Annotated in this window: 22 protein-coding genes; 11 read left to right on the forward strand and 11 right to left on the reverse strand. The window is 53.4% G+C overall.

Features of this window, described 5'->3' with window-relative positions; translation table 11 throughout:
* Positions 1-38: 38 nt before the first annotated feature.
* From KOI40_RS01475 to pilG, 5 genes are all read right to left on the reverse strand, one after another.
* Entirely contained in the window at positions 39-893 is an 855-nt protein-coding gene (locus KOI40_RS01475) for a CheR family methyltransferase (RefSeq protein WP_216095663.1), read from the reverse strand.
* Between the two features lie 21 nt (positions 894-914).
* A complete protein-coding gene (locus KOI40_RS01480) occupies positions 915-3,155 on the reverse strand; it encodes a methyl-accepting chemotaxis protein (RefSeq protein WP_216095664.1) in 2,241 nt (746 codons plus the stop codon).
* 273 nt (positions 3,156-3,428) lie between these two features.
* A complete protein-coding gene (locus KOI40_RS01485; protein ID WP_216095665.1) occupies positions 3,429-4,007 on the reverse strand; it encodes a chemotaxis protein CheW in 579 nt (192 codons plus the stop codon).
* An 18-nt stretch (positions 4,008-4,025) separates the two neighbouring features.
* Positions 4,026-4,388 carry a twitching motility response regulator PilH gene (pilH, locus tag KOI40_RS01490; protein WP_216095666.1) on the reverse strand — a complete coding sequence of 121 codons (363 nt, stop codon included), beginning with the start codon at positions 4,386-4,388 and terminating at the stop codon, positions 4,026-4,028.
* Positions 4,389-4,562: 174 nt separating this feature from the next.
* Positions 4,563-4,958: a twitching motility response regulator PilG gene (pilG, locus tag KOI40_RS01495; protein ID WP_216095667.1), complete on the reverse strand. Its 396-nt coding sequence runs from the start codon at positions 4,956-4,958 to the stop codon at positions 4,563-4,565.
* A gap of 309 nt (positions 4,959-5,267) precedes the next feature.
* On the opposite strand from pilG, the gene gshB reads away from it, so the two are divergent.
* The 4 genes from gshB (at position 5,268) to ruvX (ending at position 8,354) form a co-directional block, all read left to right on the forward strand.
* The gene (gene gshB, locus KOI40_RS01500; protein WP_216095668.1) at positions 5,268-6,230 is read left to right on the forward strand and encodes a glutathione synthase; all 963 of its coding nucleotides are present in this window, start codon (positions 5,268-5,270) and stop codon (positions 6,228-6,230) included.
* Positions 6,231-6,280: 50 nt separating this feature from the next.
* Complete coding sequence (locus KOI40_RS01505; RefSeq protein ID WP_216095669.1) at positions 6,281-7,201, forward strand: energy transducer TonB; 921 nt, start codon at positions 6,281-6,283, stop codon at positions 7,199-7,201.
* A gap of 83 nt (positions 7,202-7,284) precedes the next feature.
* Complete coding sequence (locus KOI40_RS01510; protein ID WP_216095670.1) at positions 7,285-7,875, forward strand: YqgE/AlgH family protein; 591 nt, start codon at positions 7,285-7,287, stop codon at positions 7,873-7,875.
* Positions 7,876-7,928: 53 nt separating this feature from the next.
* Positions 7,929-8,354, forward strand: a complete 426-nt coding sequence (ruvX, locus tag KOI40_RS01515; protein WP_216095671.1) for a Holliday junction resolvase RuvX — start codon at positions 7,929-7,931, stop codon at positions 8,352-8,354.
* A gap of 14 nt (positions 8,355-8,368) precedes the next feature.
* Here the strand turns inward: ruvX and KOI40_RS01520 are convergent, their stop codons facing one another.
* The gene (locus KOI40_RS01520; RefSeq protein ID WP_216095672.1) at positions 8,369-9,235 is read right to left on the reverse strand and encodes a class I SAM-dependent methyltransferase; all 867 of its coding nucleotides are present in this window, start codon (positions 9,233-9,235) and stop codon (positions 8,369-8,371) included.
* A gap of 288 nt (positions 9,236-9,523) precedes the next feature.
* Between KOI40_RS01520 and KOI40_RS01525 the strand changes: the two genes are divergently transcribed.
* The 6 genes from KOI40_RS01525 (at position 9,524) to KOI40_RS01550 (ending at position 14,693) form a co-directional block, all read left to right on the forward strand.
* Complete coding sequence (locus KOI40_RS01525; RefSeq protein ID WP_216095673.1) at positions 9,524-10,072, forward strand: methyltransferase family protein; 549 nt, start codon at positions 9,524-9,526, stop codon at positions 10,070-10,072.
* Positions 10,073-10,178: 106 nt separating this feature from the next.
* Positions 10,179-11,102, forward strand: a complete 924-nt coding sequence (locus tag KOI40_RS01530) for an ABC transporter ATP-binding protein (RefSeq protein ID WP_216095674.1) — start codon at positions 10,179-10,181, stop codon at positions 11,100-11,102.
* A gap of 2 nt (positions 11,103-11,104) precedes the next feature.
* Positions 11,105-12,277: an ABC transporter permease gene (locus tag KOI40_RS01535; protein ID WP_216095676.1), complete on the forward strand. Its 1,173-nt coding sequence runs from the start codon at positions 11,105-11,107 to the stop codon at positions 12,275-12,277.
* A 51-nt stretch (positions 12,278-12,328) separates the two neighbouring features.
* Positions 12,329-12,598, forward strand: a complete 270-nt coding sequence (locus KOI40_RS01540) for an acyl carrier protein (RefSeq protein WP_216095677.1) — start codon at positions 12,329-12,331, stop codon at positions 12,596-12,598.
* Between the two features lie 5 nt (positions 12,599-12,603).
* Positions 12,604-13,773: a beta-ketoacyl synthase N-terminal-like domain-containing protein gene (locus tag KOI40_RS01545; protein ID WP_216095678.1), complete on the forward strand. Its 1,170-nt coding sequence runs from the start codon at positions 12,604-12,606 to the stop codon at positions 13,771-13,773.
* Positions 13,773-14,693, forward strand: coding sequence for a beta-ketoacyl synthase N-terminal-like domain-containing protein (locus KOI40_RS01550; protein WP_216095679.1), 921 nt, complete (start codon positions 13,773-13,775; stop codon positions 14,691-14,693). The genes KOI40_RS01545 and KOI40_RS01550 overlap by 1 nt, the downstream gene beginning before the upstream one ends.
* A 15-nt stretch (positions 14,694-14,708) precedes the next feature.
* Here KOI40_RS01550 and darH read toward each other — a convergent pair whose 3' ends face one another.
* Genes darH through KOI40_RS01570 form a run of 4 tightly spaced genes read right to left on the reverse strand, consistent with a single transcriptional unit; the run spans position 14,709 to position 18,280 of the window.
* A complete protein-coding gene (gene darH, locus KOI40_RS01555; protein ID WP_216095680.1) occupies positions 14,709-15,710 on the reverse strand; it encodes a BtrH-related acyltransferase DarH in 1,002 nt (333 codons plus the stop codon).
* Positions 15,703-16,122 (reverse strand): DarG family dialkylresorcinol biosynthesis protein, encoded by a 420-nt coding sequence (locus tag KOI40_RS01560; RefSeq protein ID WP_216095681.1) that lies wholly within the window; start codon positions 16,120-16,122, stop codon positions 15,703-15,705. Before KOI40_RS01560 ends, darH begins: the two co-directional genes overlap by 8 nt.
* A 15-nt stretch (positions 16,123-16,137) precedes the next feature.
* Entirely contained in the window at positions 16,138-17,295 is a 1,158-nt protein-coding gene (locus KOI40_RS01565; protein ID WP_216095682.1) for a beta-ketoacyl-ACP synthase III, read from the reverse strand.
* Between the two features lie 10 nt (positions 17,296-17,305).
* A complete protein-coding gene (locus tag KOI40_RS01570; RefSeq protein WP_216095683.1) occupies positions 17,306-18,280 on the reverse strand; it encodes a dialkylrecorsinol condensing enzyme in 975 nt (324 codons plus the stop codon).
* A gap of 109 nt (positions 18,281-18,389) precedes the next feature.
* Between KOI40_RS01570 and KOI40_RS01575 the strand changes: the two genes are divergently transcribed.
* Entirely contained in the window at positions 18,390-19,199 is an 810-nt protein-coding gene (locus tag KOI40_RS01575) for an ApeP family dehydratase (RefSeq protein ID WP_216095684.1), read from the forward strand.
* A 78-nt stretch (positions 19,200-19,277) separates the two neighbouring features.
* Here KOI40_RS01575 and KOI40_RS01580 read toward each other — a convergent pair whose 3' ends face one another.
* The gene (locus tag KOI40_RS01580; RefSeq protein ID WP_216095685.1) at positions 19,278-20,024 is read right to left on the reverse strand and encodes a hypothetical protein; all 747 of its coding nucleotides are present in this window, start codon (positions 20,022-20,024) and stop codon (positions 19,278-19,280) included.
* Positions 20,025-20,308: the final 284 nt, after the last annotated feature.

Consider the following 20,308-nt stretch of genomic DNA (forward strand, 5'->3'; position numbering starts at 1 on the left):
TCGTTTGTTCTTTTTGTCCAGACACGATCGCTTTTTTATCAGACACAAACATATGCCTGTACACGTTCATCCGCGACTCTCTGTAAATTCGGGTGAGTCCAGTCAACCATTTCACCCAGGCCAATCATCAGGATACCGCCGGGCTTCAACCGTGTAGCCAATTCATTCAGAATTTCCCGACGGCGCCAGCGACGGAAATAGATCAACACGTTCTGACAAAAAATAATATCCATCTTGACCTTCGGCATATCGGAAACCTTGAGCACATTGCCGTGCGAGAAACAAACACGGTCTCTCAGCTTGTCGATCACCTGATAGCCTTCACGCTCGCCCGCTAAGGTCTTGAAGTAGCGCGACTGCTCATCCGGGGCGATGGGCTCAAGTTTGCGCTGGCCATAAACCCCGTGGCGAGCGAATTGCAAGGCCGGCTGACTGATATCGGTTGCGGTAATGCCATAATACGGCTCCAAACCTGCCAATTCGAAACAGTCATTGATGACCATAGCCAGAGAGTAAGGTTCTTCGCCGGTGGCACACCCCAGGCTCCATACATCAAAACTGTCGCTCAGATCTTGATTATTGATGCGGTTTTGCAAGAAACGGCGGACAAACTCTATGGAGTCGCGGTGACGAAAAAAACTCGTTTCCTTCACCACCAACCGGTCGACGAGAATCGACCACTCCACCATTCCCTGAACACCTGAGGAGACCTGGCCGTAATACTGGGCGTAGTGTTTGATACCCAGTTCGCGCATGCGACGGGACAGCTGGATCTGCAAAAAGCTGCGTTGATGAGGCGCGACCTGAATACCAGTACGCGCCTCTAGCAGTTTATTCCATTGCTCAAACTGTAAATCAGATAATTCCGGAGCTGTTTGCAGTGACCACGTCATACCTCAACCGTTCTCTTCACATCAAGCCGTGGTCGACTTGGAATTTTGCTCTTCCGTGTCCAGCAGGTCGTCCGGCAACTCGAAGCTTTCGACTTCTTCAGACTCGCTGTCGGACAATTCCAGATCGATACCGTCACCCAGTTCCTGCCCTTCAGAGTCCTGAACATCTTCCAGAACATCATCCGACATAGAGAAATCGACATTGCCGACCGAGTAGTTACTTTGATCAACAGATTCGTTAAAGGCTTCTTCCGGCAGAGTAAAACCGGCAACCGATTCACGCAGATCCAGTGCCATTTCGGCCAGGGTACCAATCGATCCCGCTGTGGCAGCAGTACCGGAGGAGGTTTGAGAAGTAATTTCCTGAATCACGTTCATCGTGTTGGAAATGTGGCCCGCAGACGACGCCTGCTGACGTGCCGCGTTGGAAATGTTTTGAATCAAGTCTGCCAGGCTGGTGGATACGCCTTCAATCTCTTCCAGTGCAACACCCGCATCCTGTGCCAGACGAGCCCCGCGAACAACCTCAGAAGTGGTTTGTTCCATCGAGATAACCGCTTCGTTGGTATCGTTCTGAATCGTTTTAACCAGCGCCTCAATCTGCTTCGTTGCCGCTGCAGAACGTTCCGCAAGACGCTGTACCTCATCCGCAACAACCGCGAAGCCTCGACCGGCATCACCGGCCATCGATGCCTGAATCGCAGCGTTAAGTGCAAGGATGTTGGTTTGGTCAGCAATGTCGTTAATCAGAGATACGATGTCACCAATTTCCTGTGAGGATTCACCCAGACGTTTAATACGTTTTGAGGTGTCCTGAATCTGCTCACGAATAGTATCCATCCCGTGGATGGTGTTCTGTACCACTTTGGAACCGTTGTTTGCGATCGATACCGACCGCTCCGCAACCGCGGCCGATTCGGCGGCGTTGGCAGATACCTGGTCAATGGTCACAGCCATTTCGTTAACCGCCGCAGAAGCACCGGCGATTTCCTGCGCCTGGTGCTCGGAGGCTTCAGCCAGATGCAGTGCAGTTTGCTGGGTATCCTGTGCCGCAGACGATACGTTCACGGCCGTTTCGTTAATTCGGGATACCAGAACACGCAGCTGGTCGATGGTGTAGTTAATGGAGTCAGCAATCGCACCGGTAAAGTCCTCGGTTACGGTTGCGGTGGTGGTCAAGTCACCATCTGCCAGGTCGGCCAGCTCATCCAGCAGTCGCAAAATTGCGCTCTGGTTACGCTCGTTGGTTTCTGCCGTTTCTTCCAGACGGCGGTTGGTGCCGCTATAGATCTGATAGGCCAGTAACAACAGACACAATACAACGATGCCGCCCAGAATCAGGGAGGTGGTGTTGTTCGGCTGACGCTCGCTGGACAGCTGACCAATACCGTCAGACAGTTTACTCAGGGCTTCCAGCAGAACCGGACCATCATCCAGCAAGGAATCCGCGGCACTACGGGCTTTAAACAGTGCGGGAGACGCTTCGAAAATCTCTTTAACCGAGGAGCTTACAAATTCAAACAGATCGCCAATTTCTCCCAGGGACTCAACGGCGTCCGGATCGGTTACCTGGGAGATGCTCATGGCAGCATCGCCGCCCTTCATACCCGCCAGAACCTTACCAAACAAGTTGGCATCGAGGTTGAACTGGTCCGCGGCCTTGTTGGCATCGCCACCACCGCGGAGCATTTTATCGATGTTCCGTCCGATACGCTCAGCACGCCAGGATTGCATCTGAGCCACAGCCACCTGATCCGCAGGTGCGCCGTTTTCCAGCAGGATCTCAACGATGTAGTTGTGCTCTGCCTGCAGTTCGGGAAGCGATTCGTTCAGTGTGGTTGCCACGTCATTCAGGAAGATGATCGTGTCTTTGTTGGAAATAATGGTATCGGCGGACGATTTGACTCGCTGCCAGACACCTTCATAACCGGCAACCTCTTCGGCCAGCGCTGAACGCAACGTGGAATCACTGGAACGCAGTTTGTTCCAGATGCCGTCCATATTGTTCAGTACGCTTTGCAATTCGGTAAACGCGTCTTCGTTGCCCGAGGTGGATTCCCTCGACAGGGATGTAACCCGATAGGACAAGGCCCGAAGTTCTGCGGTTAACTGCAGATATTCCTGATCTCGGTTGGCTTCACGCTGTACCAAAATCACACTGGCGACCGTAGCCACCAATGCCAATAGCAGGGCAACAACCAGAACCGTCATGGTTCTGTTTGCCCTGACGGCAGCGAAAAGGTTTCTGGACTGAATTTTCATGCTACGCGCTCCTGACCGACGTTGCGTTTATTACCTGGAGCCTTGTGACAGAAGAAGAAATCACGAGTATCTGGCCATCCTGAAGCCACTTCGCTGAATCCACCCCTTACCACTGGCTTACCTCTGTGGTTGCTCGTCAATGAGCTCCCTGTTTGTGTAAATTTGTTATGTGTAAACTTGCTATCTGTAACGGTATGACCGTTGGAACTTGCCGTACTTGTTATTTCTCAGGCCGCAGGCCAGACGCTGGATGCTTGCCTCATCGGGCAAGGCTCAAATTTGAGCTGCATTCATAAAGTTCGCATCTGCACTGAGCTTTTCCGGACGGAACACCGTCCACTCGACCCCCTCGTTCAGATAACACCCCTCGCTGAAGGGAGCCGCAGCACGATTCTCATAGCTGAGTTCTGAACGATAAGTATCTACGGGAAAATGTTGCATGCCGAAAACCCGATCCACCAGCAGTCCGGTGTACAGGTCTTCGTTTTCCAGCACCAGGATACGCTGCTGCTTGCGGGCAGAGTGGATTCGATCTCCCAAAAACGTGGCGAGATCACACACAGGCAACAACCGGCCGCGCACATTGGCGACACCTTTCACCCAGTTTTTAACACCGGGTAAACGGGTATAGTAAGGCACCTCGAGCATTTCACTGACTTCCCCCATTGGCGCCACAAAGCGACGCCCCATGAGTTCAAAGCCAATGCCGCTCCAGTGCGGTTTGATATCCACCTGAGCCGGCAGGCCTTTGGCCGAACGCTGACTCTGCATCGCCAGATTGATCAGCGCCTGAAACGCCGCCTGACTTTGTGTGCTGGAAGAATTGTCTGATTCAGTTTGGTTGTCTGACATAACTCCGGACTTTCCGGCTTAAGCCAGAACCTCACCGATAACATCCATCAGGACTTTTTCTTCGATGGGCTTGGTCAAATACGCTTTGGCGCCCTGACGCAAACCCCACACCCGATCGGTCTCCTGATCTTTGGTGGTCACAATAATGACGGGAATATGAGATGTCTCCGATGCCTTGCTCAGCTGACGCGTGGCCTGAAAACCGTTGAGCCCAGGCATCACAATATCCATCAACACCACATCCGGAGTTTCTTTTTTTGCAATCGCCACACCCGCCTCTCCGGCTTCTGCCGTGATAACGGAGTGGCCATTCTTTTCCAGAATACTGGTAAGTTTGTAAGTTTCTGTCGGAGAATCATCAACGATGAGTACTTTTGCCATAAAACCAACCCCCTAAAAATGCTTCGTCAATATCAGCCTTGCGGCTTGTTATTATCGCCCCAACTTAATTTTCACCCCAACGGTGGCCCGACAGGCCGGGGGTCAAATTCACTCGTGACTTCGGTAGTCTGTGTTTGCGCTTGCAGCGCCAACCGCCATCTGTGATGACCGTCCTCAGGACGCCTTTTTCGCAGAAACGTGTGCGTCAATCGCACCCAGCAACTCGCTCTTGCTGAACGGCTTGGTCAGGTACTCATCCGAGCCGACAATACGTCCCTTGGCCTTATCAAACAAGCCATCCTTACTGGACAACATAATTACCGGTGTCGACTTGAATTCACTGTTGTTCTTGATCAGAGCACAGGTCTGATAGCCATCCAGACGCGGCATCATAATGTCAACAAAGATGATATCTGGGCGGGTATCAGCAATTTTGGCCAGGGCATCAAAGCCATCGGTTGCGGTCACTACTGTACAACCGGCTTTTTTCAAAAGAGTTTCGGCTGTCCGGCGGATGGTCTTACTGTCGTCTATCACCATCACCTTCAAGCTTTCGAGATTCACGTCCATACACACTGACCTTCGTCTTTTGTTATTGCTATATAACCTGTTTTTAAAAATTCTTATCACTTTATCTATTGTGCCAATCCCCTGTCGGCGCAATAGCGGACTAACTTTTTAACACACTCTTTCGCCATAATCTATAAGTCACTAATGTAGAGCCTGTTTCTTCTAATCCGTGACGTAAGCGCTTGCATCTGGCGTCAAAGTTTGCGTCTGGACGGACAAGTCTCAAACTTCGACGTTACAGTTGCTTTACGTCCCCGAAGGTCTTACCTTACTGGGCTGAATTTCCCTCCCCCTCCCGCGAGTGAGACTATGACAATCAAGCTTGGGGTCGTTATGGACCCAATCGAACGCATCACTTATATCAAAGACACCACTTTGGGGCTGCTTCTGGCAGCGCAGGAACGCGGGTGCAGTCTCTTTTACATGGAGCAGCAGGATCTGTTTCTCGACAACGGTCATCCGTTCGCCACCATGCGTCCGCTGAAAGTGTTTGCCGACGAGCAACACTGGTACGAACTGGGAGGCTCCAGTACAACGGATCTGGGGGAGCTTGACGTCATTCTGATGCGCAAAGATCCGCCGTTTGACAACGAATTCATTTACAGCACTTATATCCTTGAAGCGGCTGAGCGTCTCGGCACCCTGATAGTTAACCGCCCACAGAGCCTGCGTGACTGCAACGAGAAGATCTTCGCCACCCAGTTCCCCCAGTGCTGTCCGCCGGTGCTGGTCAGTCGCAGCAGCCAGCAACTGCGCGACTTTCACGCGCAGCATCAGGATGTAATCTTCAAACCTCTGGATGGCATGGGCGGCGAAGGCATCTTCCGCTGTAAAGTCGATGACCCCAATATCGGCGTCATTCTGGAAACCTTGACCGGTCGTGGCCAGCACATGATCATGGCGCAAAAGTTCATTCCTGAAATCAAAGCCGGCGACAAGCGCATCCTGGTGATTGACGGCAAAGCCGTGCCCTACGCCCTGGCACGGGTTCCCGCTAAAGGGGAAACCCGCGGCAATCTGGCCGCCGGAGGCTCTGGCGTGCCACAACCCCTGACCGAGCGCGACCAGTGGATCGTTGATCAGGTTTCAGAAAGCCTGGTGGAAAAAGGGCTGATCTTCGTCGGACTGGATGTGATTGGCGACTATCTGACAGAAATCAATGTCACCAGTCCAACCTGTGCCCGGGAAATCGATCGCGCCTATGACACCAATATCGGTGGTTTGCTCATGGATGCTATCGAGAAACGACTGGCAAGCCAGGCCGGAAAATAACTCATACCACAAGCCAGACCGAAGAACAGGCCAGACCGAGATACAGTACCTTGTCCGACTCCAGCACTCCTGTCATCAATGCGCCGCTGAACACCGCAGCGGTGGACACCGGCGATCGCCTGAGCTTTACGGTTTTTTTGGCGCTGGCGCTGCACGCACTGTTGATTCTGGGCATCTCATTCCAGTCTGACATCGGCGGCAAGCCGACCCCCACTCTGGATATCACGCTGGCGACCCACACCAGCAACCAGGCGCCGGACAAGGCGGATTTCCTGGCTCAGGCCAATCAGGAAGCCAGCGGTACCGGCGAAGAAGCCCGGCAGATGACCACTGACCAGCTGGCTCCGATTAACGACACCCGTATTCAGGAGATCAATCCGACCCCCCAGGTGCGAGCGGTGACGCCAACCCAGAAAGACAAGCTCCAGCCGGTGGTCACTCAGAACTCCAGCAGTTTTAAAGTTCAGCAGAAGGAAACCGCGCCAGATCAGGAAGATCAGGAAAAACAGGAAGGCAAAGACGCTCAGGACACCCCGCTCAGCGCTGAAATTGCCAGCCTCAAGGCCAAACTGGATCGCCAGCGTCAGGCCATTGCCAAGCGCCCCCGTATCCGCCGCATCACCTCCGTCGCCACCAAGGCCTCGGCCGACGCCGCCTATCTGAACGACTGGGTGCGCAAGATCGAATTCGTTGGCAACCGCAACTTCCCCGAGGAAGCGGTGCAACAGCGCATTTTCGGTCAGCTGCGACTGGCGACCATTCTGCGCCCCAACGGCACCATTCTGTCGGTGGAGATTCTACAGTCTTCCGGCCATAACATTCTTGACAATGCGGCGCTGCAAATTGTTCATATGGCGGCCCCTTTCGCGCCATTTCCCACCGAAATTCGCAAAAATGCCGACCAACTTGAGATCATTCGCACCTGGCATTTCGAGCTGAACGGCCTCGCCACCAGCTCATCCCGCCAGTAACCCGCGCTAAAAAGCCGTCGTCAGGGGCCCTTATTTACAAAATAAAGCTTGTTTTCCCCGTGACAGGCCCCAATACTGAACCTATGAAACAAACAATCGCACAAGACAAAAGTCAGCAACTTGGCGATTTGCGCAATCACTTCCTGATCGCCATGCCAAGCCTGAACGAATCCATTTTTTCACACACGATCACTTACATCTGTGATCACAGTGAGAGTGGCGCCATGGGGCTGGTGATCAACCAACCGCTGGATCTGGTCATGTCTGATATCTATCAGCAGCTGGAATGCGGTGATGCCCACAGTTACAACCCGATGACTCCGGTACTGAGCGGTGGACCGGTTCAACCCGAGCGCGGCTTCATCCTTCACAGCCCGGAACAGAGCTGGGAATCCAGCCTGAAGGTTTCGAAAGACATTGCACTGACCGCCTCCCGCGACATTATCGAGTCTATCGCCCGCGGCGAGGGGCCAGCGAAATATCTGGTTGCCCTGGGCTACGCTGGCTGGGGCGCAGGGCAACTGGAGGCCGAGATTGCCGACAACGCCTGGCTGACAATCCCCGCCGACAGCAGCATCGTGTTTGATACCCCCATCGAACACCGCTGGAGTGCCGCCTCCAAAAACCTCGGCATAGACCTGAATCTGATTTCCGGTACTGCCGGTCACGCCTGAGCCCAGCAACGGACTCAGGCCAGCCCCACACCGCACCAACCGTTAGGCCCACCATGCCCCAAATATCCCTACTGGCCTTTGACTACGGCACCCAGAACATTGGTGTTGCCAGCGGTCAAACCCTGACTCACTCCTGCACGGAACTTCCTCCGCTCAAGGCCCGCGATGGCGTTCCCAATTGGGAAGAAGTGGAAAAACTGCTGGGAGACTGGAAGCCGGATCTCGTCCTGGTGGGACTGCCCCTGAATATGGACGACAGCGAGAGCGAACTGAGCACCCGCGCCCGCAAATTCGGCAAGCGTGTGCACGGCCGCTTTGGCGTTCAGGTGGAAATGGTGGATGAGCGGCTCAGCACCTTTGCCGCCAAGGAAGAAGCCGCCGAGCGAGGCCATAGAGGCAATTTCGCTCAGGCGCCCATCGACTCCATTGCCGCCCGGCTGATACTGGAAAGCTGGATGCGCCAGCGCAATTCGGATTGATTTGAAGTCCGGCGCTAAGTGGATTTGATCGCCACTATGTTGCGCATGGGCATGCCCATTTCGTCCTCAACCAGCTCCATTCCCACCTGCGACAGGCCTTGCTTGAGGTCAAACTGGTGCCAACTGTTGATAAACGGCTCGTAGACAAAGCCGGCCAACCATTTGAAGTAGATCCCGAACAGCCCGTAGCGTCTGACCATCGGCCACCAGCCCGCATAATACTGCTCTGCTGAGGGCTCCATAATGACCAGCCGACCGCCGGGCTTTAATACCCGGGCAATTTCCTGCAGCGCCTGCTGGATATAGCGGGGCGGCACCTCATGGAAGAGAAAACAGGCGGCAACGCCATCGAACCGCTGATCGCAGAACGGTAAATCCTCCACCACACCCTGAATAAAGCGAACCCCGGGGTGATCGGCCGCCGCATGCTTGAGCAGATAGGGGCTCGGATCCAGCCCCCAGACATCAGTGGCGCCGGACCGGGCTATGGCCGCCGCGGTTTTACCGCCGCCACAGCCTACGTCCAGAAAGCTGTTACCGGCTCCCAAGGAGTTCGCGATCCAGCCTCGGCCCCGCTCAAGATGCCCCAACATGCTGATGTCAAAACCGGTGATGTAGCCGCGACTCAGTCGCAGGGAATAGACCCCGTTGGGCAGGTTGTGAAAATCCTGAAGCGCGTACCTGGGAACACAGTCGGCGCCATACATGCCTTCAGGCAACTTGGCCGGAGGCTTCTTTTTGGAAAAAATACGTCGCCAAAAACGATCAAACCCATCGCGACTGAGCATGTTGACATCATCGAGCCAGGCTTTCGGCAGCGTCACCTCTGGCCAAACGGGCGCACAGGGGTCCGGCAATCCTGCTTTGCTGCTCTCGCTCACTGCCATCGTCCTTGCCATTGCCTCGGTCACTTGTTCGGTTCCTTCATTGTGTTTCCTGACACCTGCCCATGCAGCGTATGTTCATAGGAAGTTGCCACAGAGACCATCACTGTCCCCGGTGTTTTCCGGTGCGGAATAATAAAGGCTGGGAAATTTCTTTCAATCCCCAGCCCCCATGTTTTACCTGTCATTACCAGCACGCGAACCTGTATAATGCCCGGCCTGGGCTCGGATGGCTGCCATTCAATCCGCCGTTCACCACATAACCTACAACCAACACGCCCCCCTATGACACCGCAAATTTTTATTTTCCTGATCGTCAGCTGCCTGCTGGTCATCGTCTGCCGACATCAGCTGCTGAATCCTCGCTGCCACGGCTTTTACCGTTTTTTTGCCTTCCTGGGCATTCTGGCTTTGGCACTGCTTAACATACAGTTCGATGGCCGCGATCTGTTCAGTCCGTTGCGCCTGTTGTCAGGTGCCTTGATGCTCAGCTCGCTGGCGGTGGTTATTATTTCACTGCGACAACTGACTCAAGTCGGACAGAAAGAGCGCCAGGACACACCGGAAAACTTCACGTTTGAAAACACCTTGCAGCTGGTCACCGATGGCGTTTACCGATATGTGCGTCACCCCATGTATACCTCATTGTTACTGCTGTGCTGGGGACTGTTTTTTCAGCAACCCTCGCTGCTGGGCGCCGCCATTGCGCTGGAAGTCAGTCTGTTTCTGATCTGCACCATTCTGGTTGAGGAAAAAGAAAACCGGCAATTTTTCGGTGAAGAGTATCAGCACTATCAACAATCCAACAAAATGCTGATCCCGTTTTTACTGTAATGCCGGATGATGCCAGGGGCGAGTTTGGCAACAGGTGTGGTAAATTTCTCCCCCAAGAGCCATATCCGCAGTGGCAAAACTGCTTGCTTAACCAGGTCTGGACCACGTGATTTCTATTCATCAATTACATTACCAATATCAGGGGGCGACAGCGGCGTCACTCAATCACATAGACCTGGATGTCCCCAAGGGCAGCCTGTTTGGTTTGCTCGGCCCTAACGGTGCCGGTAAAACCACCCTGCTGTCCATTGTCAGCGGTTTGCTTCCCTGCCCCGAAGGAGCGGTCAAGATAAACGGGCACGACATCAGCAAAATCAAGTCGCTGCACAAATCGGATATTGCGCTGGTGCCGCAGGAGTACGCTTTTTATTTTCGCCTGTCCGTTCAGGAAAACCTGACATTCTTCGCCTCGGCGCTGGGACTGAAGAAAAACCAGATCCGACAACGTATCGATGAAATCGCGGCCGTCACCGGCCTCTCGAATCGCCTCAAAGACCGGGCAGAAACCTTGTCCGGTGGCTTGAAGCGACGCCTCAATCTGGCGATTGGTTTGCTAAACCAGCCCAGCCTGTTACTGCTGGACGAACCGACGGTAGGCATTGACCCCCATTCCCGCCACTTCATTCTGGAAGCCATCAATCAACTCAATCAAAACGGCACAACCGTGGTGTACACCTCCCACTACATGGAAGAAATAGAAAACCTGTGTACCGACATCGCCATTATGGATCACGGCAAAGTACTGATACAGGGGCCGTTAACTCAGTTGCTGGAAGCTCAGCGACACAACACCCTGTTTATCGAACTCAGCAAACCGTTAACACTCGAACAGCGCGCAGTGCTGACACCGGCAACGGTTTATGACGAACACAGCCTTGAACTGGTATTACCCTTCTCCCAGGGCGACGATATATACAGCGTTATGACGACACTGCAGCAAGCGTCCGTAGACATTCACCGCCTGCGTTATGGCTCTGACAATCTCGAAGAGCTGTTCCTGAATTTAACCCATCGCGCACTGCGGGACTGACCATGAATCAACTGCTGCATTTTGTTTTAAAAGAATTGCGTCTCTTGAAACGGGATTTGCACGGGCTATTGCTTTTGTTTGCCATGCCGGCGCTGTTTATTCTGATCATGACCTTCGCCCTGCAAAACCAGTACGCAAGCAATCAGAGCATCGACATTGATTACTACCTGCTGAATTACGACACCGGTTCCGCCAGCCAAAAACTTGCCGAGCAGATCGAACAACTGAACAACTTCAATCGCCTGCACAGCGACCAGGGTGAAGCAGAGATTCGCGCGAAGGTGGCCAGTGATCACGCCAAGTTTCTGATTATCATCCCGCCGGGGTTTGATCAGAAGCTGGCGGACAACCGCGAGTCGCTGAACCTGGAAAGCGCCCCAGGCGTCACGCCGGTACTGGCGCAACTGGTGGAGTCACAGTTACAACAAAAGCTCAATGAACTGTTTTTGGCCAACGCCTTGAGCGACTCTTTCGACGACCCGGAACTTGCCGACAACATCAAAAGTGGTGACTTTATTCAAACCCGTTCGCTCTACGGCTCCGGCAATCTGCAACCCTCTTCCGTGCAGCAAAACGTTCCCGCCTGGATGCTGTTCGCCATGTTCTTTATCGCCATCCCGCTGTCGACAACGCTCATCAATGAACGTCAGCAGGGCACTCTCGATCGCTTGCGGACCATGGAATTCCCGCGCCACTTAATGCTGCTCGGCAAGTTGATTCCCTATTTTGGCATCAACCTGTTACAGGTTGTAATTATGCTGTTGATCGGCGTCTATCTGGTACCGGCACTGGGTGGCGATCAACTGCATCTGGGGAACAGTTATTCGGGGCTTGCCCTCATATCCATCTGCGCCAGCCTGGCAGCTGTAGCCTATGCCCTGCTGGTGGCCGAAGTAGCGAACACCATTGAACAGGCCACTATTTTTTCCGGTATTTGCAATATCATTATGGCGGCCATTGGTGGAGTCATGGTGCCTCGTTTTATCATGCCACCGGTCATGCAAACCCTGAGCGAAGCCTCGCCCATGGCGTGGGGTCTGGACGGTTTTTTTGATATTCTGTTGCGCAATGGCACCCTGAATGATGTTCTCCCAGAAGCCGGAGCACTGCTGGGTTTCGCCCTGGCTATGCTGATCGGATCGGCCTGGGTTGCCCGACGCCGGCAAGCCCACTGAACCATTATCTGCCACCACATATTTTACTGATGTTTATCACAGGCCCAGACAATGACGGACAACTCAAATAAAGAACAACTGATGGACGAGCTGAAGCAACTCATTGTCGAGGAGTGCGATGTCGATCTGGAAAGCCACGAAATTGAAAATCACGAGCGCCTGATCGGTGAAGAGAGCCGTCTCGACCTGGACTCTCTGGATGCCCTGAGCATTTCTCTGGAAGTCAAAAGCCGTTACGGCAAGCACATCGACAGCGGTAACGAAACGCGCATGGCGCTCGCCTCGGTTGATGCCCTTGCTGACTTTATTCTTGCCGGATAACAACCATGACAGCCAGAACCAGAATTGCAGGATGCGGTATCGTCAGCACTCTCGGTGCTGGTCTGGCGACGAATCTCGACGCGTTAACAACCGGCAAGGGAAACTTTTCACTGCGCACACTGGAAGGTTTTAATGAGCCGGTAGACGCCGCTTTTTTGGCTACAGACAGCTCAGCTGGTGAAGACGCCACTGAACGTTTTAAAGCACTGATAGACCAAACGCTCGAAGAGACATTGGCCGGCATTGAGCTGATGCCGGAACAGCGGCGAAGCCTGCCCATTTTTATCGGCTCATCGTCTTATGGTATCGGCATCGGTGAAGACCTGTACCGACAGGCACTTGGCCGGGAAGAACACTCCGGCACCCCCGCGCAACCGCTGCCACTGGATGGCTTTACTCTTATCGCCAGACACCTGCGTCGGCAACACGGTCTTAACGGTCCCGATTACACATTCAACACGGCGTGCACTGCCGGCGCCAACGCTCTGCTTAGTGCGGCCAACAGCATCGCCCAGGGCCACCATGAATACGCTCTGGTCCTCGGCCTGGAAACCTTTAACGCCACCACACTGTCCGGTTTTTTCGGCATGCAACTGCTCAGTGGTGAGGCCATGAAGCCCTTTGATCAAAACCGCAGCGGGCTGGTCCTTGGCGAAGGCTGTGCCTGTATTTTGCTGAAGGCTACTTCAGCGGGAGAAACAGGCATTCTGTTCAAGGGCGGCGCCAGTGGTTGCGACAGCCACTCCATTTCAGCCTCCAACCCGGACGGTTCTTCCATTGCCGCCGTGATGCAGGAAGCATTGGAAGCCTGTGGACTAAAACCGGCGGACATTGCCGCGGTCAAAGCACACGGCACCGCCAGCCCCCTGAATGACGACGGGGAAGCCGCCGGTATGCGAAGAGTGTTTGACTCTGTGCCGCCGTTTTTTTCCCTCAAGTCCTACATCGGTCATACCCTGGGCAGCTGTGGTGTACTGGAAACAGTACTGATGGCCGGCTGTCTTGAGCGGGGCCAGTTGCCAATCAGTGCCGGCTTCACAGACAGAGATCCAACACTGGGGGTCACGCCTCTGCAACACACCGAAGATGCTTTGCCCGGCCATTATATGCTGAACTTCTTTGGCTTTGGCGGGAACAATTGCAGTTTGATTTTACAGTCGGGGGCAGAACACTGATGCTGGACATTGTTGCCGTCGGCGATTATTACGCTCCCGTAGACGACACCACCGAGGCCGCTGACTTAAAACAGGAAGTGAAACAAGCCTGCCGACAGCGCTTTCGCCGTATTGATCGCTTCACTCAACTCTGCCTGATCGGATCGAGCCGATGTGTCGAAGGTATCTCCCTCGCGCCAGAGACCGGTCTTTATATTGGATCGCGCTTTGCCGCCATTAGCAACACCATCAATGTCCAGACACAGATGATAAAGCACGGGCAAATCCCCAAACCCGCTCACTTTATCAATACGCTCAGTAATTCTGCGGGTTACTACGTGGGCAGAAATCTGGCTTTGGAAGGGAAAAACCTGTTTATTTCGCGTGCGGACGCCTCGACCGAAGCCGTCCTGCAAATGGCTCAACTGGATCTGCAATGTCAGACAGCCGATCAGATTCTGGTGGGGATTGTTGACGAAATGCCCTCCCCCCTGTCCGATCATCGTCAACGACTCGGTGTTGATTCATCGACACCGCTGGCCGAAGCCAGCCACTGGCTTTTGCTGCGTCGCTCTACAGAGAGCAACAAGAAATCAGAAAAAACAAATTGCCTGTCGGTGATTGAAGAGGTGAAAACGCTCGGCAGTGAACGCGACTTGATCGACTGGCTGACGGCCATACCGGAAGACATTCGCAGAAACGGCTTTATCCATTATTCATCGGCCACAGCCAGCAACACGCCAGACACATTGATAACCGCCTGGCCATCGTATTTGACCGCAATGAATCTCGATATGCGTTATTCACCGGCGCTGACTGCGGGTGTCCTTTCGCACTTTGTTCAGAACCCGTCACCGGGAACAGCGACACCGGCCACATTGATAACGGTACATCGCGATGAAGATCAGCGCTTTCACATTATCCGCGTCAGAAAAACCTGAACCGCGAGTTGTCTGCTAACCGGAAATGGCTTCACTTAGTTTGCGATAGCCCTGCTCTTCCTGATCCGCAACCACCAACAACTGATCGGCCAGTTTGCCATAGTCCAGGGGCATACGGCCTTTCAACATTTTCGCGGCATAGAGCGCAAAGCGTCGCCACTCGTCACCGATATCCGTAAACAGCAACGAGACATCGGCCAACGCAGAGTTATTCAGAATGGTGGCGGACTCCTGTAAAAAGGAGGCGTATAAAAATCGAAAACCCGCCCCACCGGTTCCAATCTCTTCCTGCATACGCACCATGTGACCGATAAACAGCTTTCCGAAAGCCTGGTCTTTATCGTTGCCCAGTTGACGAATACGCCTGGCGACAAAGCGAATACCGCGAACGCCAATGATCGGCAAGGGTGTGCGCAGCATCATATTGACGTTGCCACGAATCGCTTTGGTAATGGCGCCCCGTAAATCCGGATTGGCGGGAATATTTTTCGGGTAATACAGCAAGCCTTTCGGAGCCAACATGCCTTTGACAAAACGGGCATGCTGCAGGGATTCATAATCCGCTTCCACGGGCTGCTCAAACGTAGGATCACTGATGAGATAGCGATCGTCGTCACGTCCGTAGACCACCAGATTGTGCGCATTAAAATGAAAGCGCATGTCTTCAGGAAAATACGGCAACCAGAAAACCGACGTCTGAAGACCGACAGGCCGACCCTCATCCAGATGGGTATTCAACGCCGCCATCCCCTGCTCCGGGTGTCGAAAGCGCTCGTAGGCCATGTCGATATTAAGACGTGAAGTCAGGCCTCTGATGACTCGCCCGGGCGGCAGACGATAAGCCATCAATGGCATACCACCCACTTTAAGCAGAGGGAGGTAGGCGAACGTCAAGGCACCGGACAAACCAAACACCATGGGTTCCGACAGGTCCAGTCCAGCGTGTCGGAGCAAAGCAGCCGCAGTACCACTTTCGCAGTGTGCGGTTTGTTGATGGTGGAAGACCAGGTTATTCATCGGCATCAACCCCAACAGCGGGGAGCTGTTGTAACGCTTCGACAGACAAGCCCAGCACATACGCGTAGCGGGACAACTTGTCAGACGACAAACGACAAAAGACTGCGGGCTTGAAGTGTCTCTTCACCTGCCATTTAAACAAGCCCATGCTTTGCGCCAGCACCGTGGCGTCCATGCGTTTGGTGTACATGTGATACTCCAGCGGAGAGCTCTGACCGGCCTCTGCTCGACGGCGTGCATCTTCGGCCTGTTGCTGAAATTGCTCCAGCGCCTGATGCAAGACAACCTCTTCCGCATCCCAGCCACTGGACAGTTCGGTGGTGTAGCGACCGTTTTCGTCGAGAACGTACAGCGGTTTTCGCTGCCCGGCCAACGACCGGGATTGATCCTGAGGCACATCGTCTTTTTTCATATCATCCCTGACTATTCATCCCTGACTGCCACACACCGTCAGCATCATAAACGACGATGAGAAACGACCACTTTCCGGTACGTAGCACAGAATTTTATGGCCAGGTTGCAAACGGCCCGAACGGAACAGTTCTTCAAGCATGATGTAAATGGAGGCTGAGCCCGTATTGCCTTTCGTGGTCAAATTGGTAGCCCAGCGCTCGAACGGAATGTCAAAGTCCAACAGCTTGAGTGCGGCAGCCAATTTGTCGCGGAAAAATTCTGACGAGTAATGAGGCAAAAAGAAATCCACATCCGAACTGAGCAATTGCTTGTCTTCAATCAGTTCGACCAGAGGCTTCTCGACCGTGTAGTGAATGATATTTTCATTCAACTGCTTCACGTCCTGCTTGATCGCAAACACCGAGTCCGACAACCAGGTTTCCGGAGAAGATTCTTTCCAGCTGATCAGGCGGCCATCCTCTGCCTTTTGCGCCCCACTGTACATGCACGCGTCCAGCTCGTTGGCATAGGATCGCTGAAAGATCCAGTCAATGCGCAGGGATAATCCGCTGTCAGCCGGTTTGGGCTGCAGACGAATGGCACCCGCTCCATCGGATAACATCCAGCGCAAAAAATCTTTTTCGAAGGCAATTTCCGGATGGCTTTGCAACGCTTCCACTTTTGCATCCACTTCTTTCTCATACAGGTGACTGCGCAACACCGCAGACGCCACTTCGGATCCTGTCGCTACCGCGTTTTGGTACTGACCACTGGCAACACCCATCCAGGCATACTTCAGGGCGGTCATGCCGGCAACACAAACCCCCGCAGTGGCCACCACTTCGCAACTGGATGAGGCCAGTTCGCCATGCACCATTACAGCATGATTGGGCATCACCTGGTCGGGCATGCTGGTGCCGCACACCAGGCAGTCCATCTGATCCAGCGTAAAACCATTTTTTTCGAGCCCCTTCACCGCCGCCGCTGTTAACTGCGCGTTGTTGTGAGTCGCCTCGCCGGTTTGCGGATCAATGGCGTAATAGCGGGTGCGAATACCATTGCTGCGTAAAATCAAACGGCGGGCACGGGAAGGACGAGCCCCAATCTGACCCAGCACCCGCTCCATGTTGTCGTTCTCCACCGGCGCATTGGGCAGCAGAACAGCAATATCACTAATGTATACAGAATTCATAAAAGACAATCTAACTATATTCAGTACTCTGAACCCGCATGATCTTTTCATCCGCGACTTCAGATGCAGAACCCGACGGTTCGGCAAAGTAGGCTTTCTGAGCGTCGATGCGTTCTCGCATGAGCGGAGCCAATAATTTATTCAACAACATATTCAGCGGCACAACAGTGACAATCAGCACCACCAGAAAAACGGCATAGACCGCCAGTAAACATCGACGAAGCCGTGCACCTTCCGGTCCCAGTGCACGGAACAATCGTCCCCACAAACGGAACGCACGACGACCCGTTTTCTCACTGGCAATCAATGACTCTTCGATCTGTACTGCGCCCAGGTTCTTCAACAGATCGCCATTCAGTTCACGGCCCTCATCAAACCACTGAACAATGCGGGCACCAAAACGATCACAGCGTTTGATGTTCTCTTCAGAGACTCCGGCCCTGGGAATCAATCCACCAAGGTGCGGACCCTTTTTCCCGGTGAGAACCCACACGGGTGTGGCCCAAAAGCTGCCGATGCTCCCGGCTTCATCCACCAGTGCCACATTACCCACCAGTCGCCCACCCAGTCCGGCGATCATTTTTTTCATTTCTTCCTGCGCCAGCAGCCACATATTGCGACAGCCAATCAAGGTCACCACCGGCTTATCCTTCAACAGTTTTTTCGCTGCCGAACTTTGCATAAACCCAGTCATCGGCAAGGATGGAGACAAAAACCACACCTGGTAAGCGATGATGATCAAATCAAAATCTTCGTCCGCAGATACCGTGAGAGGCTCAATCGTCGGCGGATCCAGATACACCGAATTCGGAAAAGTATCGAGAAACTGAAAAAATGGCCAGGGAAAAGGATAGGGCTTTTGCGGGCACACATTTTCAAACACCACCGAGACATTCTCATCGTCTACCAATGGCTGTGTAAAATGTCTGGCAATGTCGCTAAGCTGCCCACTTTGGGAATAGTGAACGACCAATACTTTTTTCATAATTGACAACTATTCCTTAAGCGGCGGCCAACACGCATAATGATCCTTTTAGAGAACTCCCCGCCACATCGCCCCAACCCGAGAATCCCAATCAACACAACAGAGCAACATGCAAATACCCTTGATGATTCCAATTTCGATTTCAACGACGCATCCGGCCATACCCGGGCATTTTCCCGGCATGCCTGTGGTGCCTGCCGCGCTTTTGTTGGATGAAATCACGTACCGGTTAGCTCAGGCAACCGATCTGGACATCAATGCTGCAAAACAAATTCGCTTTATTGCCCCGCTGGAGCCCGGCCAACAACTGGATGTCCGATATCAGCAAAAAAATCCCGCTGAATACCGATTTATCGGCACAGAAAAAGGCAGTCCGGTGGTCAAAGGGGTGCTGAATTATACTGTAACAGAACCGAAATACGTACCCCCGGCCTCCCCCGGCAAATCAGCGGAAACCGTTGATAGCTGCGACATACAGACATCCAGAGAAGTCACCGACCTCTATCAACACCTGCCTCACTCCGGGCGCATGTGCCTGCTGCAACAAGTCTTGACCTGTGATACACAGGGAATCACTTGCCTTGCCAACCCCGACCATCTCCAGCCTCTCAACCGCGGCGGGCAACTGCCATCCTGGGCCGCACTGGAATACGCCGCTCAGGCGCTGGCCTTTCACGGTTTACTGTCACTGCGCGAACGGTCACAGCAAAGTCCAAAGGCGTTTGGCAAAGCCATGATCATTGGTGTCAGGGAAATGGTGTGTTATCGGCCGCAGATCAACGAGCTTCAGCCCTGCCAGATTGAAGTCACTTTACAGGCGCAACAGCCTCAGGCCGCCAGCTGCACCTTCACGCTGAAGCAAGATCAGCTGCTGGTCAGCAGCGGACAATTCAACATTCTTTATGAGACAACAACCTGAACGACTGATGCCTCATTGAAAATTGAATCGTCCACAGTGGCAAACGCTGTTGATTGATGCGCGGCGATCAAAAAAAGCTTACTGATAACCGGATTCGTTTGGATCAACGATCACTTCCAGCACCACCATTTGACCGCTATAGCGATTGGTATTGCTGAACACAACACGCCCCTGTCCCTGATAAAGCGCCACCGTGCGCGCCAGATCGCCACCTTTGAAATTAAACGGGATCCAGGCCTTACCGGTTTGATGGGTATAAGTACTGGTGGGTGTACCGATCAGGGCGTAAACCTCAGACATACCCATACCGTTGGTAACCGCAGTGATCGGCTGATTATTTCCGCTGGCAGTCTTAGGCTTGGGTTTTGGCTTGGCTGGTCTGGACACAGACGCCTGTTTTTTCAGTTTGGAATCGCCTCGCTGATACTGCTCACCTTCTGCACGCCCCAGCTGGTTCGCGGATTTTTTACAGTATTTACGAGCTTTGCGATGCACGCTGTCGTCCTGAGCCATCGTCATCAATGCTGTGTAGTAACGCTTGTTGCCCGACTGGCCCAGAGCCTTACAGCCCCACGAAATAGCATCGACAGAGGTATTATCGTTTGCCGAAGGAGACAGTTGCAGGGTTTTTTCCGCCAGGGTATCCAGCACCAGCTCATCCCGGCTGCTGCCCCGGTAAATGGACTTCGCTGCATTGCGCAGGCTGCCTGCACTACCCAGCGTCATGGAATCGATCAGCTGCTGATCGTGGCTGTTAAGAGCCAGCGCATCTGTCGCCGAAAAAGAAGCTGCGGCCGTCAAAAGCACCACCAAGTGTTTACGCATATTTAATTACCTTTCCTTGTCTAACCTTGCGGTCATTGGGTGTTATCTGTCACTCCCGCGACAGCGTTTCCACATCGACCGGAGCCGATGACCTTTTCGCGGCGATTCAACCGATAACAGACAGGGAGTAATACCAAGCTGAGCCAAAGCGAAAACCGGATTTTTGGGGAGGCAAATGTAAACTAAAAATGATTAATGCGCCACTTGTGTGACAGAAAACACAGAACAAGCGGGCACAAAAAAGGCCGCTTATCGCGGCCTTTTTCACATCAAACACTGCAAAT

Source organism: Pseudomaricurvus albidus (assembly GCF_018863235.1).
Lineage (GTDB): Bacteria > Pseudomonadota > Gammaproteobacteria > Pseudomonadales > Cellvibrionaceae > Pseudomaricurvus > Pseudomaricurvus albidus.

Bases quoted from the DNA above. Each gene is read 5' to 3' on its own strand.
- KOI40_RS01545 (WP_216095678.1), top strand. From the start codon at position 12,604: ATGACAGCCAGAACCAGAATTGCAGGATGCGGTATCGTCAGCACTCTC.
- KOI40_RS01580 (WP_216095685.1), bottom strand. From the start codon at position 20,024: ATGCGTAAACACTTGGTGGTGCTTTTGACGGCCGCAGCTTCTTTTTCG.
- KOI40_RS01480 (WP_216095664.1), bottom strand. From the start codon at position 3,155: ATGAAAATTCAGTCCAGAAACCTTTTCGCTGCCGTCAGGGCAAACAGA.
- pilG (WP_216095667.1), bottom strand. From the start codon at position 4,958: ATGGACGTGAATCTCGAAAGCTTGAAGGTGATGGTGATAGACGACAGT.
- darH (WP_216095680.1), bottom strand. From the start codon at position 15,710: ATGAATAACCTGGTCTTCCACCATCAACAAACCGCACACTGCGAAAGT.
- KOI40_RS01525 (WP_216095673.1), top strand. From the start codon at position 9,524: ATGACACCGCAAATTTTTATTTTCCTGATCGTCAGCTGCCTGCTGGTC.
- KOI40_RS01550 (WP_216095679.1), top strand. From the start codon at position 13,773: ATGCTGGACATTGTTGCCGTCGGCGATTATTACGCTCCCGTAGACGAC.
- KOI40_RS01510 (WP_216095670.1), top strand. From the start codon at position 7,285: ATGAAACAAACAATCGCACAAGACAAAAGTCAGCAACTTGGCGATTTG.
- KOI40_RS01485 (WP_216095665.1), bottom strand. From the start codon at position 4,007: ATGTCAGACAACCAAACTGAATCAGACAATTCTTCCAGCACACAAAGT.
- KOI40_RS01560 (WP_216095681.1), bottom strand. From the start codon at position 16,122: ATGAAAAAAGACGATGTGCCTCAGGATCAATCCCGGTCGTTGGCCGGG.
- pilH (WP_216095666.1), bottom strand. From the start codon at position 4,388: ATGGCAAAAGTACTCATCGTTGATGATTCTCCGACAGAAACTTACAAA.
- KOI40_RS01540 (WP_216095677.1), top strand. From the start codon at position 12,329: ATGACGGACAACTCAAATAAAGAACAACTGATGGACGAGCTGAAGCAA.
- KOI40_RS01475 (WP_216095663.1), bottom strand. From the start codon at position 893: ATGACGTGGTCACTGCAAACAGCTCCGGAATTATCTGATTTACAGTTT.
- KOI40_RS01565 (WP_216095682.1), bottom strand. From the start codon at position 17,295: ATGAATTCTGTATACATTAGTGATATTGCTGTTCTGCTGCCCAATGCG.
- KOI40_RS01570 (WP_216095683.1), bottom strand. From the start codon at position 18,280: ATGAAAAAAGTATTGGTCGTTCACTATTCCCAAAGTGGGCAGCTTAGC.
- gshB (WP_216095668.1), top strand. From the start codon at position 5,268: ATGACAATCAAGCTTGGGGTCGTTATGGACCCAATCGAACGCATCACT.
- KOI40_RS01575 (WP_216095684.1), top strand. From the start codon at position 18,390: ATGCAAATACCCTTGATGATTCCAATTTCGATTTCAACGACGCATCCG.
- ruvX (WP_216095671.1), top strand. From the start codon at position 7,929: ATGCCCCAAATATCCCTACTGGCCTTTGACTACGGCACCCAGAACATT.
- KOI40_RS01535 (WP_216095676.1), top strand. From the start codon at position 11,105: ATGAATCAACTGCTGCATTTTGTTTTAAAAGAATTGCGTCTCTTGAAA.